The organism is Beijerinckia sp. L45 (assembly GCF_009765775.1).
Lineage (GTDB): Bacteria > Pseudomonadota > Alphaproteobacteria > Rhizobiales > Beijerinckiaceae > RH-AL1.
The window spans coordinates 25,937-39,985 of sequence record NZ_LMUU01000140.1; the positions used below are offsets into that span (position 1 = coordinate 25,937).

The 14,049-nt window shown below is 67.3% G+C and carries 16 protein-coding genes; 6 read left to right on the forward strand and 10 right to left on the reverse strand.

Annotation, left to right across the window (positions count from 1 at the left end; all coding sequences use genetic code 11):
• Positions 1-75 precede the first annotated feature (75 nt).
• Genes GSQ79_RS14970 through GSQ79_RS14985 form a run of 4 tightly spaced genes read right to left on the reverse strand, consistent with a single transcriptional unit; the run spans position 76 to position 5,363 of the window.
• Positions 76-624: a DNA-3-methyladenine glycosylase gene (locus tag GSQ79_RS14970; RefSeq protein WP_158809498.1), complete on the reverse strand. Its 549-nt coding sequence runs from the start codon at positions 622-624 to the stop codon at positions 76-78.
• Between the two features lies 1 nt (position 625).
• Positions 626-3,430, reverse strand: coding sequence for a DUF4159 domain-containing protein (locus tag GSQ79_RS14975; RefSeq protein ID WP_158809499.1), 2,805 nt, complete (start codon positions 3,428-3,430; stop codon positions 626-628).
• On the reverse strand, positions 3,430-4,368 hold the full coding sequence (locus GSQ79_RS14980; RefSeq protein WP_158809500.1) for a DUF58 domain-containing protein: 939 nt from the start codon (positions 4,366-4,368) through the stop codon (positions 3,430-3,432). The genes GSQ79_RS14975 and GSQ79_RS14980 overlap by 1 nt, the downstream gene beginning before the upstream one ends.
• Entirely contained in the window at positions 4,368-5,363 is a 996-nt protein-coding gene (locus GSQ79_RS14985) for a MoxR family ATPase (protein WP_158809501.1), read from the reverse strand. The genes GSQ79_RS14980 and GSQ79_RS14985 overlap by 1 nt, the downstream gene beginning before the upstream one ends.
• A 90-nt stretch (positions 5,364-5,453) precedes the next feature.
• On the opposite strand from GSQ79_RS14985, the gene GSQ79_RS14990 reads away from it, so the two are divergent.
• The 5 genes from GSQ79_RS14990 (at position 5,454) to GSQ79_RS15010 (ending at position 8,655) form a co-directional block, all read left to right on the forward strand.
• The gene (locus GSQ79_RS14990; RefSeq protein WP_158809502.1) at positions 5,454-6,053 is read left to right on the forward strand and encodes a DUF1285 domain-containing protein; all 600 of its coding nucleotides are present in this window, start codon (positions 5,454-5,456) and stop codon (positions 6,051-6,053) included.
• Positions 6,050-6,772, forward strand: a complete 723-nt coding sequence (locus tag GSQ79_RS14995) for a CoA pyrophosphatase (RefSeq protein ID WP_246725348.1) — start codon at positions 6,050-6,052, stop codon at positions 6,770-6,772. Before GSQ79_RS14990 ends, GSQ79_RS14995 begins: the two co-directional genes overlap by 4 nt.
• Positions 6,772-7,032, forward strand: a complete 261-nt coding sequence (locus GSQ79_RS15000; protein ID WP_158809503.1) for a DUF6111 family protein — start codon at positions 6,772-6,774, stop codon at positions 7,030-7,032. The genes GSQ79_RS14995 and GSQ79_RS15000 overlap by 1 nt, the downstream gene beginning before the upstream one ends.
• On the forward strand, positions 7,029-8,258 hold the full coding sequence (locus GSQ79_RS15005; RefSeq protein ID WP_158809504.1) for a CCA tRNA nucleotidyltransferase: 1,230 nt from the start codon (positions 7,029-7,031) through the stop codon (positions 8,256-8,258). The genes GSQ79_RS15000 and GSQ79_RS15005 overlap by 4 nt, the downstream gene beginning before the upstream one ends.
• A gap of 139 nt (positions 8,259-8,397) precedes the next feature.
• Entirely contained in the window at positions 8,398-8,655 is a 258-nt protein-coding gene (locus GSQ79_RS15010; RefSeq protein WP_158809505.1) for a hypothetical protein, read from the forward strand.
• Between the two features lie 6 nt (positions 8,656-8,661).
• Here the strand turns inward: GSQ79_RS15010 and GSQ79_RS15015 are convergent, their stop codons facing one another.
• Complete coding sequence (locus tag GSQ79_RS15015; protein ID WP_158809506.1) at positions 8,662-9,468, reverse strand: SDR family oxidoreductase; 807 nt, start codon at positions 9,466-9,468, stop codon at positions 8,662-8,664.
• 320 nt (positions 9,469-9,788) lie between these two features.
• Here GSQ79_RS15015 and GSQ79_RS15020 point away from each other — a divergent pair, with 320 nt between their 5' ends.
• Complete coding sequence (locus GSQ79_RS15020; protein WP_158809507.1) at positions 9,789-10,466, forward strand: outer membrane protein; 678 nt, start codon at positions 9,789-9,791, stop codon at positions 10,464-10,466.
• Positions 10,467-10,618: 152 nt separating this feature from the next.
• Here the strand turns inward: GSQ79_RS15020 and GSQ79_RS15025 are convergent, their stop codons facing one another.
• The 5 genes from GSQ79_RS15025 to GSQ79_RS29605 form a co-directional block, all read right to left on the reverse strand.
• Positions 10,619-11,221 carry a glutathione S-transferase family protein gene (locus GSQ79_RS15025; protein WP_158809508.1) on the reverse strand — a complete coding sequence of 201 codons (603 nt, stop codon included), beginning with the start codon at positions 11,219-11,221 and terminating at the stop codon, positions 10,619-10,621.
• Positions 11,222-11,223: 2 nt separating this feature from the next.
• Positions 11,224-12,072 carry a 23S rRNA (adenine(2030)-N(6))-methyltransferase RlmJ gene (locus GSQ79_RS15030; RefSeq protein WP_158809509.1) on the reverse strand — a complete coding sequence of 283 codons (849 nt, stop codon included), beginning with the start codon at positions 12,070-12,072 and terminating at the stop codon, positions 11,224-11,226.
• 13 nt (positions 12,073-12,085) lie between these two features.
• On the reverse strand, positions 12,086-12,859 hold the full coding sequence (locus GSQ79_RS15035; RefSeq protein WP_158809510.1) for a ribonuclease T2: 774 nt from the start codon (positions 12,857-12,859) through the stop codon (positions 12,086-12,088).
• Between the two features lie 22 nt (positions 12,860-12,881).
• On the reverse strand, positions 12,882-13,337 hold the full coding sequence (locus GSQ79_RS15040) for a hypothetical protein (RefSeq protein WP_158809511.1): 456 nt from the start codon (positions 13,335-13,337) through the stop codon (positions 12,882-12,884).
• Between the two features lie 71 nt (positions 13,338-13,408).
• Positions 13,409-14,049 (reverse strand): cupin domain-containing protein (locus GSQ79_RS29605; RefSeq protein ID WP_246725350.1); only part of this gene is annotated, 641 nt, incomplete at its 5' end.

Genomic DNA, 14,049 nt, shown 5'->3' on the forward strand with positions numbered 1-14,049 from the left:
GAACGTCAAGGCTTTATCGGCAGATGCAGGGGGAAGGCCGCCTCCCGCGCTTGCTTCGCTTGCAGGGACGGATGGCTAGCGCCGGACCGGGCGGCTGACGAATTTGGAGCCGGCAAGCGAGAATCGCCATGCCGTTTCGACGCCCCGGATGATGCCGATGCGGCGGTCGGCGACGACCGCGGCCGGCACCGTGCGCGGCACGACGGCGAACGGCGGTGCGTCCAGCGCCATGCCGTCGTGGGCTCCGGTGATGCCGAGGGCCCGGCACACCCGGCCGGGGCCCGCGCACAGCAGACGGTCATCACGGATGCCGCGATGCGCGCGCATGGTCTCGAGGCCCGCTGTCGGCTCGAGTGCCCGGATCAGCACCGCGGATCCCGGCAGGCAGACGATGTTGACGCACCAGTGCAGGCCATAGGAGCGGTAGACGTAGGCGCGGCCTGGCGGCCCGAACATGCTGGCGTTGCGCCGCGTCGGGCCGGCAAAACTATGCGACGCGGGATCAGCCTGGTCATAGGCCTCGGTCTCGACGATCAGGCCGCCGACGCCATCGACCAGCAGTGTGCAGCCGATAAGGTCGGCCGCGACCATGTCGGGCGTGCGAGCGAAGAAGCTCTCACTCACCTCAGTGCGCCAATCGCTCCAGCAGGTCGCGCACGTGGACCTGGTCGGCCTTGTAGTTGCCGGTCAACGTGTACATCACCAGATTCACGCCGCCGCGCAGCGCCATCTCGTGCTGGCGCGGATCGCCCGGCACCAGCGGATAGAGCGCCTCACCATATTCGTCGCCGGCCCAGCCGCTGGCGAGATCGTTGCCGGTGACGATGATCGGCGACACGCCGTCGCCGGAGCGCGCCGGACGGTTCGCGGTATCGCCGATCGCCGGCGGCAGCGCCTCGATCCACGTCTGGCCGGAAGCATAACGCCCGACGAAGGCGTCGAGCAGATAGAACGTCTTGGTGACGACATGGCTCGGCGGCACCGGCTCGAGTTCGGGCACGTCGACGTCGGCGAGAAGCTGGCGCAACCATGCGGTTTCCGCGGTCGGCGGACCGCTCGATCGGGTCGACAGCGCATCGCGCGTGTCGAAGACGATGGTGCCGCCCTGGCGCATGAACGCCGCGATCTTCGCCGTCGCCGCGGGCGAAGGCTGCGGCACGCCGGCGACGACTGGCCAATACAGAAGGGGATAAAAGGCGAGGTCGTCTTTCGCCGGATCGATGCCGACAGGCTCGCCGGCGTTGAGCGACGTGCGATTGGTCAGGGTCGCCGACAGCGTCGACAGGCCCTGCTTGCTGATCTCGTCGACCCTGGCGTCGCCGCTGACGACATAGGCCAGCCGCGTCTGCAGCGCCGACGCCATGTCGCGCGGCGAGATCTCGGTAGCCGGCGATGCCGCATGAGCCGGCGTCGGCGCGGGCACAAGCGCGAACCCGGCGAGCATCAGAGCCAGCGCCGCCGGCACGGCGCGACGCGGCAGGCGCGGCAGTTTGCCGGCCAACCACAACGACGCGAGACTATCCAGCACGAAGAGCAGGAAGGCCGTGCCGATCAGCCAGGGCCGCAGGTCGACCGGCTCGGCCGCTTGCAGCGGCGCCGTCCGGAAGCGCAAACCCGCAAATGTCGCAGCCGGAATCCTGTCGTTCGGCGCCAAAGCATTCACCGCGAGCAGCGATTCCGCCGCGCCATAAAATCCGGACGGGTGATCGATGCTCGACACGCCGGCGAAGGTGGTCGGCACCGGTTTCGCGGTCGGCGGCGGCGGCCCCAGCGTGCCGAAGCCGTCGAGGCTGCGGCTCGGGGCCACCGTCTCGACCTTGCTCGCGACCGGCGCGGGCGCGGCGTCCGCCGTTATATCGGTCCGCGCGTCGCCGGACATCGCTACGATCTTGCGCAGCATGTCGACGAACAGGCCGGAGATCGGCAGGTTCGACCAGGTCGTGTCGGCCGTAACGTGAAACAAAACCACCCTGCCCTTGCCCCTGATATCCGCGGTCACCAGCGGCGTCCCATCGGACAGCTGCGCCCAGGTCTTGCCCGGCAGGCCGGTGTCGGGCTCGGCGAGAACCTGTCGCGAAATCGTGACCTCGTTCGGCACCTTCAGGCCGACGAAGGGGCTCGGCGGCTCGAAGGCGGCCAGCTTTTTCGGCGTCTCCCAGGACAGCGAGCCGCCGAGCACGCGGCCGCCGCGGCGCAGCCTCACCGGCACGAGGTCGTCCGCCGCAGCCGAGAGCCGCGTGCCGGCGAAGCGCACCAGCATGCCACCGCCATCGACGAATTGCGAAAGCCGGTCGCGCATCGCGCCGCTGATCGTGCCGATGTCGGCAAGGATCAGCACCGATACGTGTTCGTCGAGCAGCGCGCCGATCGGATCGACCGCGCCGGGCTTGGCCTCATGCACATCGGCAAAGGGGCTGAGCGCCTTGACCAGATAATAATTCGGCGCCAGCAGCGGCTGTGCGGTATCCGCCGTCTCGCCGCTGACGATGCCGACGCGACGGCGCTTCCAGCGCGCGTCCAGCAACGACACGGTCCCGGCGGAATGGCCGCCGACGATTTCCAGCCGGGCGATGTCGTTGCGCAGTTCGATGGGCAGATCGAAGCGCGCCTTGGTCTCGTTCTCCGTGCCGAAGGTAAAGGGCGCCTGGCCAATCGTCAGGCCTTTGAGGTCGAGCGCGCGGACGAAGCCTTGGCCGAGCCCCCCATTGGCAGAGCGCAGCACGCGGACGTCGAGGGCGCCGCTGTCGTTTTGCGGACCGGTCAGCGCGACGCTCGGCGCGCCGTCGGCGACGAGCGTGGTGTCGACAGGCAAGGCAGAAAGCCCGTCCGCAAAAGAGCGGGCGTTGCCGCGTTCCAGACCGTCGGCGATCCAGACGGTCGATGTTTTGGGGTGTGCCGCCACGAAACGCTCGATCGCCGGAAGCTCGGCAAGCCGGTCCGGCGTGTAGGGCACGGGCTTCAACGCCCGCAGGCGTTCCAGGGCCTTCGGAGCGTCGACGGGCACGACGTCTTTGCCGGCGTCCGACATCGCCGCCACCGCGACGACCTGCGAATTCTGGCGCGCGGCCTCGATACGCTGCGCGGCCGCGATCACGCGCCGATCCCAGCTCGGCGCCGCCGGCCAGCCATCGTCCATCACCAGAAGCAGCGGCCCGGCGCCAGCGCCACCGACGCTCAATGGATTCCAGATGGGGCCGGCCATCGCCAAAATGATCGCGCACGCGATCACCAGCCGCAGCACCAGCAGCCACCACGGCGTGTTGGCCGGCGTCTCGTCCTTCGGCTTCAGGTCGAGGATCAGCTTTAACGGCGGAAACGGGATGCGGCGCGGGCGCGGCGGGGTGACGCGTAGCAGCACATACAGCACCGGCAGGCCAGCGAGCGCGGCCAGCGCCAGAGGGATCGTGAAGGCGAGCGGCAGACCGAGCATCAGGCGAACCCTGTCGCGAAGGCATCGAGGCTGGATTCGAGCTGCATGCGCAGCGCCAGCAACGCTTCGGACGCGGGCCGGTCGGTGCGATGGATGGCCAGGCTCCAGCCCTTTGCCCGCGCGGCAGACGCGACAGCATCGCGATGCGCGGCGAGGCGGCGGATATAGTCGTCGCGGAAGCGCTCGGCCTGGCCGATGCGCATCACCGCCTTCGAGTCGACGTCCAAAAACTCGGTGTGGCCAGAAAAGGGAAACGTTTCCTCCACGGGATCGACGATTATGACCAGATGACCGCGGGCGCCGCGTGAGGCGAGGTCGGCGATGCGCGCCGCGAGCTCGGCAGGCGGCGTGAGAAAGTCGCTGATCAGCACGACGCGGGTGCGTGGCGCGAGCGCCCCGGCCGGCGGGAGGTCGTCGGGCTCGCCGGGTTGGCGGTCGACGGCGTGCAGCACTTCGCCAAAGCGTTCGATGATGCTGCGGGCTGCCAAAGGACGCGTAAGCCCGAGCAGGCCGACGCGTTCCCCGCCACGCACCAGCAGATCGGCGGCGGCAAGGCCGAGCACCAGCGCGCGATCGAGCTTGGGCTGCAGCGCGAGCGCCGAAGCGAAGGCCATCGACGGCGAACGGTCCATCCAGATCCAGACGGTGTGGGCGGATTCCCATTCGCGCTCGCGGACGTAGTAGCGGTCGTCGCGGGCGGACTGCCGCCAGTCGACACGACTCGCCGCCTCGCCCATCACGAAGGGGCGGAACTGCCAAAAGTTCTCGCCGGTGCCGGCCTGCTTGCGGCCGTGTACGCCGTGCATCGCGCTGGAGGCGATCTCCTTCGCCGCGACGACGAGGCTCGGCAGGCGGCGCGCGAGGCCGAGCGCGGCCTCCTGCTGGCGTCCGCCGACGGCCCGCTCCTCGGCGTCGAGCAGCCTTGCCTCAACCGCCATCAGGTGAAGCGCTTCGTCAGCCGCGCGATGACGCCGGGGAGGGTTTCGCCATCGGCGCGCGCCGCGAAGGTCAGCGCCATGCGGTGCTTCAGGATCGGCGTCGCCAGAGCCACGACATCGTCAAGCGACGGCGACAGGCGGCCGCCGACAAGCGCGCGCGCGCGGGATGCCAGCATCAGCGCCTGCGCTGCACGGGGACCCGGGCCCCAGGCCACGAACTTGGTGATCGTGTCGTCGCCTTCGCCGGGGCGCGCCGCGCGGACGATGTCGAGGATCGCCTCCACAATGCTGTCGCCGATCGGCGGGCGGCGGACAAGCCGCTGCGTCGCTTGCAGGTCCTGCGCCGTCATCGTCGCCTTGGCGGCAGCCTGGCGGTCGCCTGTGGTCTCGATGAGGATGCGTTTTTCCGCGGCGCGGTCGGGGTAGCCGACATCGATCTGCATCAGGAACCGGTCGAGCTGCGCCTCGGGCAGCGGATAGGTGCCCTCCTGCTCCAGCGGGTTCTGGGTCGCCAGCACGTGGAACGGGGCCGGCAGGTCGTGACGCTCGCCGGCGACCGACACATGATATTCCTGCATCGCCTGAAGCAGCGCCGACTGAGTGCGCGGGCTAGCGCGGTTGATCTCGTCGGCCATCAGCAGCTGGGCGAAAATCGGCCCTTTGACGAAGCGGAAGCCACGCTTGTGGTCGGCCGTCTCTTCGAGGATTTCGGAACCCAGAATGTCGCCCGGCATCAGGTCGGGCGTGAACTGGACGCGGCGGGCGTCGAGGCCCAGCACGGTGCCGAGCGTCTCGACCAGCTTGGTCTTGGCGAGGCCCGGCACGCCGACCAGCAGGCCGTGGCCGCCGGCGAGCAGCGTCACCATCACCTCCTCGACCACCTGGGTCTGGCCGAAGATGACCGTGCCGATTTCCGCCCGCGCGGCGGCGACGCGTTCCAGCGCCAGTTCCGCGCTGTGGGCGATCCCGGCTTCGAGCGACGTGGCTTCTGGCATGGACGGTCGGCTCCCTGGACGTGTAAGCGTCGACGAACGGTATGATCGACGCCATATCCTTATGACGTCTTCTCCGATTAGGTTGCAATTATGACTGGGGATGTCGAGCAAGAGAAGAATGACGCAGCGGCCCCGCCGCGCCTGCAGAGCCTCATCGCCTCCATCGGCGCGGCCAAAGCGCGCGGCCCGGCCCCTGTGGAACAGTGGCATCCGCCTTATTGCGGCGTCATCGATCTGCGGATCGCCAGCGACGGCACTTGGTTCTACGCGGGGACACCGATTCTCAGGCCCGCGCTGATAACCCTGTTCGCCGGGATCCTGCGCAAGGATCCGGAGCGCTACGTGCTGGTGACGCCGGTCGAATGCGTCGGGATCGTCGTGGAGGACGCGCCCTTCATCGCGGTCGCCATGGCGGAGGACCAAGGGTCCTTGGTCATCGGGACGAACGTCGGCGACGAGGTGCGCGTTGGCTCGGATCACCCGCTCCGCTTCGCGCTGGACGAGGCGGATGGCGTGAAACCCTATGTCCATATCCGCGGCGATCTCTGGGCTAAGCTGACGCGCTCGCTGGCACTCGAGCTGCTCGATCGCGGGGAGACGCGGATGCACGAGGGCGCCGAGACGTTTGGCGTCAGCGCGGGCGGGGTGTTCTTCCCTGTCGCGGCAGCCGACGTGGCGAGCGCCGCATGACGGACCTGCAGCCGGGGTTCGGAGACATCGTCGCGAGCGAGCCAGAGAATGACTTTACGGCAGGGACGGCCGACGCGGCGATGTTCGCGCCAGGCAACGTCTTTGCGCGCATTGCGGCGCGCGTGCCGCGCACCTTGGCCCCGGAGGCGCTCGACCGCGCCCACATTCCGCTCGACGGCGACCACAGCCTCAACGCCTGGGACGTCTCCCCCGATTTTCTCGCCGAGGCGCGCGTCGCCGCGGTGCTGATCGGACTGGTCGAAAGAGATGACGGTCTTCATATCATTCTGACGCAGCGTGCCAGCGCGCTGCGCGTCCATTCCGGCCAGATCGCTTTCCCCGGCGGCAAGATGGACCCGGAGGATTCGTCGCCCGCCGCTACGGCGCTGCGCGAAGTTTTTGAAGAAATCGGCATCCCGGCCGATCGCATCGAGGTTCTGGGCTACCTCGGCGCCTACCTCACTCGGACCGGCTTTCGCATCGTGCCGGTCATCGCCCGCATCCGCCCGCCGTTCGATCTGGTGCTGAACCCCGCCGAGGTCGTCGACACGTTCGAAGTGCCGTTCGCCTTCCTGATGAGCGAGGCCAATCACGAATTGCGCGAGCGCGAATGGAAGGGGCTGCCGCGGCGCTTCTACGCCATGCCATATGGCGATCGTAATATATGGGGCATCACCGCCGGCATCCTGCGCAATCTCTACGAGAGGCTGTACCGCTGATGGGCCGCACGATTTCGGAACTCGGGCTGCTCTATCTCGCCCCGTTCGCGCTCTACCTCGTCTATCTCATCGCTCGCCGCGTCTACATTCTCTCCTTCGATCACTGGACACGCACCGTCATCGCGACCCTGTCGCTCGCCGGCCTGGCGCTGGTTCTGGCCTGCCTTCTGCTCACCGGCTTCTTCGCCGAGCGCCACGAGGGCGCCTATGCGCCAGCGCATATCGAGAACGGCAAGCTCGTGGGCGGCGAAATCCAGTGACATCGCAAGCAGCATCTCTTCTCGGCAACCCGGCGCTGCGCCAGGCGCTCGAACTGCTGAACGGCGATGGTGAAGAGGCCCGCGTCGTCGGCGGCGCGGTGCGCAACGCGCTGCTCGGGCGGCCGGTCCACGAATTCGACATCGCCACCACGGCGACGCCGGACGTGGTCGTCGCGCGGGCGGAAAACGCGCGGCTGCGCAGCATCCCGACGGGCATCGCCCATGGCACGGTCACCGTGCTCGTCGGGGGCGTGCCGTTCGAAATTACCACGCTCCGCGAGGACGTCGAGACCGACGGGCGCCACGCGGTGATCCGATTCGGCCGCGATTTCGTCGACGATGCCCGAAGGCGGGATTTTACCATCAACGCCCTGTCGATGGGCCTGGATGGTCAGGTGCACGACTACACCGGTGGTCTCGCCGACCTCGCGGCGAGGCGCGTACGCTTCATCGGCGACGCCGGACAGCGGATTCGCGAAGATTTCTTGCGCGTGCTGCGCTTTTTTAGGTTTTCGGCGGACTACGCCGACGGGCCCCTCGATGCCGAGGGACTGGCGGCGGCGATCCGCGAGCGCGCCGGGCTCGCCATCCTCTCGCGCGAAAGAATCAGGCAGGAACTGCTGAAGCTGCTTGTGGCGCGGCGGGCGGCCGCGGTGGTCGCGGTGATCAGCGAATGCGGCCTGCTCGGGCCGTTGCTGCACGGCGTGGCGCAACCGGCACGCCTGTCACGGCTGCTTCGCATCGACCCTGAGGCCGATGGGCCCCTTCGGCTCGCTGCCCTCGGCGTCCAGATTTCGGAGGATGCCGAGCGGCTGCGTATGGCATTGCGTCTGTCGAATCAGGAAGCCGCGCGCCTGGACACTGCGGCCAAGGCGCTTGTCGCGCTGCATGGCATCGATCTCCCGCCGCCAATCGGCGATCTCAGGACCATGCTGTTTCGCGCCGGACGTCAGGGCGCCTGCGACGCGCTGCGCCTGGCCCAGGCCGAAAGCCGCGCCGCGGCGAGCGATTCGGCCTGGAGCGCCGCCCTGCGGTTTCTTCGCGATACCCCGGAACCGCATATGCCCTTTTCCGGCGCCGACCTCATGGCGCGCGGCTTTTCGGGCCGCGCGCTCGGCGAGGCCCTGAAGAACCTGCAGGCCCAGTGGATTCGCGCCGGGTTTCCGCAGGATTCGCGCACGCTGGCCGCCTTGCTGGACGACGTCGGCAAATCCACCCCTTCATAAGCCTGACATCCACGCCGCATCATCATGCGCCTGCAAGCCAAGCGATTCTTTGGATTCGCCCACAACCCAGAACAGCGCTAGTTTGCTGCGGACGGCTTGCATCGGTGACGGATGGAGGCCGAGTGTGGAGTGGCTGGCGATGAGCGAGAGGCGCAAGGCACCATCCGATGTCGCACAGCGGCTCGGCGAACGCAGCCGTACGCGGGCGCGGGAGCAGGGATCGAGCCTTTGGCGGCGCGAGACCTATACCCTGCCCCGGCCGGAAGCCCGCAGCAAAGCGCGGGAGTGGCTGCAGAAATTCCCGAAGGCGGCATACATGACGGAAATCGAGTTCTGGCGCGAACTGTCCGACGGCCAGATCGAGTTCACGATGCGCCGGCTGCCGACCGCGGATTGAAGCGCCCTACTCCACCACGTCCGGCGTCCGCCAGCCCAGATGCTGCCCAGCGTCCACCGCGATCATCTGGCCCGTCACCGCGCGCGCACCCGCGAGATAAAGGACCGCGGCTGCGATCTCGTCCGGCTCGACAGCGCGGTGCAACGGCACGCCCTCGACCTCCTTGCTGAACCCGGCGCTGCCTTCGTTGGCGTTGGGCAGGACCGGCCCCGGGCCGATCGCATTGACGCGCACGCCACGCTCGGCAAAGGCTTGAGCCATCGTGCGCGTCGCCGTCCACAGGGCGGACTTCGCCAGCGTATAGGAAAAGTATTGCGGTGTCGGGCGCAGCACGCGCTGATCGATCAGGTTGACGATGCTGGCGTCGTCGCCCGGCACCGCCTGCGCCGCGAAGTCGCGGCTCAGCAGGACCGGCGCCCGTAGGTTGACGGCAAACTGCCGGTCCCAGAGGTCGAGATCCACCGCCTCCGCACTGTCGGACTCGAAGATCGCCGCATTGTTGACGAGCAAACAGAGTGGACCCAGGCGTTGACGCGCTTCCGCGATCAGCGACGCGCAGCGCGCCGCGTCGGCGAGGTCGCCGGTCATGACGCACGAGCGCACGCCGAGCCCGACCAGCGTGGCCGCCAGACCCTCCGCCTTGTCCCGCGACCGCGCACTTGCATGCAGGGCGACATCGAAACCGGCTTCCGCCAGTCGCGTGGCGATGCGCGACCCGATACGCCGGGAGGCACCGGTCACCAGCGCGTTCCCCTTCGAGGATGCCGTCCGCGTCACAAGATCGTCCTTCGCGTTGATACGGCCGTCGGGCATCCTTGGGCCGCGCGTCGTCGCCCGACCGTAGAGCAGCGCGCATTAAGCACACGCCACTTCGTCGTTCCTAGCCCTGCCGGCTTCAATAAACCATCCGTTTACCACACCGTATTGCGCCGGTACGCTGTCCTCGTCGGCAATGCTGGATCGATGATGCGCAATACTATTCAGCCGTAACGTCACAACCAATTTACTCTATTTCTACGTTACCGCCGCATTCCGACCAAGAGACTTAATCGATCTCAACTATATATCCTCAAATTTTAGTAACCCTGCAGCCTTAACCAAAGGAAGACGGCACACAGCCCTGAGGACCTTTGATGAACAAGTTCGCTTTCGCCGCCCTGGCCCTGATCCTGGCTTCGCCGGCTTTGGCTGCCGACCTTCCCGGCCGCTACGCGCCGCCGCCGATGGACTCTTACGCGCCGCCGCCGATGTTCACCTGGACCGGCCTCTATGTGGGCGCCAACGGCGCGCTCGCGGTCGGCAGCTTTTCCAACCGCGGCAACACCGCCTTCGGCAACGCCTTCGGTGGTTTCGGCGGCGGCACGGTCGGCTATAATTATCAGCAGGGTTCGCTGCTCGTCGGCGCCGAAGGCGACATCGCGTTCGGATCGGCCAGCGGGTCGGGGAGCGCATTCCCCGGTTCGAACAGCTCGGGCCAGGTCCAGGGCATCGGCACCGCACGCGTCCGCTTCGGCTATGTCTACGACCGGGCTTTGTTCTACATCACCGGCGGCTATGCCGGCGCCAGCGTCCGCGGCACGATGAACGACAGCGGTGCGGCCCCCAACCTCTTCGTCGACCAGTCGCACTATCTGAACGGCTATGCCGTCGGCGCCGGCGTCGAATTCGCCATCACCAAGCGCATCTCGGTGAAGGGCGAATATATCTTCACCGGCTTCGGCTCCGGCAATTACTTCAACGGCACCCGCGACTCGCTGAATTCCGGCGCGAACATCAACCTCATCCGCGCCGGCGTGAACTACCACTTCTAGAACATCGGACCAACCGCCGTCATTCCGGGGCGGCGTAGCCGAACCCGGAACCGGTGTTCTTCGAGCTGGCAGAGCGTAGCGATCGGCCGCGCACCGGTTCCGGGTCACGCCTTCGGCGCGCCCCGGAATGACGTCGTTTTGTCTCTAGAACGTTACCCTTTGAAGCGGGTGGCCTCGAAAGCCGGCACTTCGGCGGCAAAGCGGTCGAGCCAGGCCACGAGCTTGGGATGGCTTTCCCGCCAGCTGCCGGCGAAGCGCAGGTCGAGATAGCCGAGCGCGCAGGCGAGGCCGATGTCGGCCACCGAGCGCAGACCTTCTTCCGGCAGCGTCGTCTCGAAATAGGCCAGCGCCCGCTCGACCTTCTGGCCCTGATAGGTCATCCAATTCGCGTCGCGCTTCGGCTCTTCGCGCAGGCGGTTCTCGTAGACCTGCAGCAGCGCCGCGTCGGCAAGGCCGTCGGCCAGCGCGGCTTCGGTGAGAACGCGATAGCGCCGGTCCGGCGTCGCCGGGACGATCAGATCGCCGCCCGCGCGATGATCGAGATAATCGAGAATGACCGCGCTGTCGTAGAGGACGAGCCCGTCGTCGAGGACGAGCGCCGGGATCTTTCCCAGCGGATTGCGGACGCGGATGATGTCTTCCGGATTCGTCGTGTCGGTCATCACGATTTCAAGCTCGTCGAACAGCCCGAGCATCGTTGCGGCGATCTTCACTTTCCGCCCGAAAGGCGAGGCTGGCGAACTGTGCAGGATCATCGTCAAGTCCTTGGAGTTTGGGGTTCGATCCAGCCGATTCGGAAATCGCCGCGGTCTGGAGCGAGCTGTCGGACAAGCGCGGGCAGAAGGCAAGCCGCCTCCGCTTCGAGCGCGAATGGCGGGTTGATGACGATGAGGCCGTTGGCGCTAAGCCGCTGATCCGGCTGCGGTGCATCGACCTGGAATTCCAGCCGCAGCGCGGCCATGCCGGCCTCGCGAAGGCGCGACGCCAGCAGCTCGACGCCGCGCCGATCCTTGATCGGATACCAGGCGACGAAAACGCCATCGCGCCATTTGCGCCATGCCGCGACCAGCGACGCGGCCAGCGTCTCGAACTCGTTTTCCGATTCGAAGGGCGGATCGATGAGAATGACCGCGCGGCGTTCGATCGGCGGCAGAAAGGCATTGAGGCCGATGTAGCCGTCGAGCGCGATGACTTTCGCGCGCTTGTCGCGACCGACACAGGTTTTCAGCGCTTCGAGCGCGGCGGGATGCAGATCGCAGAACAGCATGCGGTCGAACGGGCGCAGCAGCGCCAGGGCCAAAGCCGGCGAGCCGGGATAAAATCCCTCGCCCCGCGCGGCTGCGCCGACGATCGCGAGGTACGGCGCGAGCAGGTCGCGTGCCTCTTCGCTCATCGAAGCGGGATCGAGACCGCCGATCCCGCTCCGCCATTCGTTGGTACGGCCCGCCTCGGCGCTGGTCAGGTCGTAGCGGCCGCTCCCCGCGTGGGTGTCGACGAAGCGCAGCGGTGCGGGCTTGCGCATGAGGTAGACGAGGATGCGCGTGAGGATCGCGTGCTTAAAAACATCGGCGAAGTTGCCGGCGTGAAAGTCGTGGCGATAATTCAAGGTTTGGTATCGATCAGCGGACGGGCGGGACGGACATGGCCGGCGCGCGGCAGCGGTCGCGCACCACCTCCGGACAGGCCTGAAAGCTCTTCAAGTCCTTGGTGAAGCAGATCCGCACCTCTTCCATCACGCCATGCTGGCAGACCGCGGCGAGCATGCCCGGCCGCAGCCGCGGATTGGCGGCGATGAAGGCCCGTTCGACATCGACCGGCGCCCAGCGCTGGTCCTGATGCGCGTCTTTGAACGGCTGGGGAATGACCACCGCATCGCGCGCGGCCTTGGCATTGGCGAAATAATCCGTCGGGCTGAGCCCGGAGCAGGTGCCGTGCTTGCGCCACTCGTAGCGGGCGAGACCTTCGTCCGGATAGACGCCGTCGGTGGCCGACAGGGCGATGCGCGACGGTGCGCTCTGGCCGCGGCAATCCGAGGGAAAGCCGTGGTCGTATTGCGGCCAGAGGCCGTGGACGACGAAGCCAAGGTTGGCGCCGCTGTCGCACTGGTCCCGGCCTTTTTTGGCGCCGCCGGTCTGGCAGAAGCCGGGCGACCAGGACAAGGAGAGGACGTAGAAATCGAACTGGCCGGGCACGCTCGCGCCACGCGGACCGGGGCCGGAGCGGCCGAAGCCGGTCGGTCTGTCGGGCGTGCTCGCCGGCGATGGCGCAGACGGGTTGGGCGACGGCAGCGGCTTCTGGTCGGCGCAATTGTCGAGGATGCAGTCGCCAGCAGATGAGGCCGCAACCGGCGTCAGGGCGAGAAACGCGGCGGCGAGGAGCAGCTTTCCTGTCATCGGGACGCCACCGCCTCGTGAATTACGGCCGCGCCATCTTGCAGATCGGCGAATAGGCGTCGTTGCGATCGAGGCCGGAGACGCAGAAGTCGACGCCGTCGGTGAAGCCGATGCTGCCGGTCGCCTCGCCGATCGAATAGCTGACCGTCCGCAGCTTCTGGTCGCTCATGACCGCCTTCGCCAGGCAATAGCGACGCGGAATATAGTCGAGGCCATTGGAGCGGAAGCCGATTTCGTCGACCCGCTCGAACGAGACGATCGCCAGGCCGGAGTGCCAGTACTCGTCTTCGCGATCCTTGAAGCGCGACTGAATCGCCTCGAGGGCGCCGGCTTCGGTGCATGGCGGCACGGCGCCGGAGTAGGACTGCAGCCGCTGTTCGGCCGGAGTGAGGGGCCGCGCGTTGGCGACTGGCGCGTTCGAGGCGAGCGCGGCGGCGACAAGCGCCAGACCGGCGATCCGGGATAGTTTCGATGACATGGCAGACGCTCCGCGAGTTGACGGGACGATGCTTCCCCGTCACCCCCGCGTCAAGAGCGCCCCGGCGGCGCTCACTGCCTGTTGTAGACGTCCTCGATGCGGATGATGTCGTCTTCGCCGAGGTAGGATCCGGTCTGTACCTCGATGAGTTCGAGGTTGATCTTGCCCGGATTGGCCATCCGATGGATCGTTCCGATGGGCAGGTAGATCGACTCGTTTTCGTGGACGAGGACGATTTCGTTGCCGCGTGTGACTTCCGCGGCACCCTTCACCACGATCCAATGCTCGGCGCGATGGTAATGTTTCTGCAGCGACAGCGCCGCGCCGGGTTTGACGACGATTCGCTTGACCTGATAACGCGCGCCATTGTCGATCGACTGGTAGTAGCCCCACGGCCGGTACGAGCGGATATGCTCGGTCGCCTCGCGGCGCTTGTCGCGCTTCAGCTTGTCGACGAGCTGCTTGACCTTGTCGCCATGCTGCTTGCCGACCACCAGCACCGCGTCGTGGGTGGTCACGACGATGACGTCGCTGACGCCGACCACGGTGGTCAGATGGTCGTTCGAGCGGATGTAGACGTTGTTGGCCTCCATGACGACGCCGTGGCCGCGTACGGCGTTGCCCTGCGTGTCGCGGTCGGAGAGCTCCCAGACGGCCGCCCAGTTGCCGACGTCCGACCAGCCGATGTCGGCCGGCACGACGGCGGCGCGTG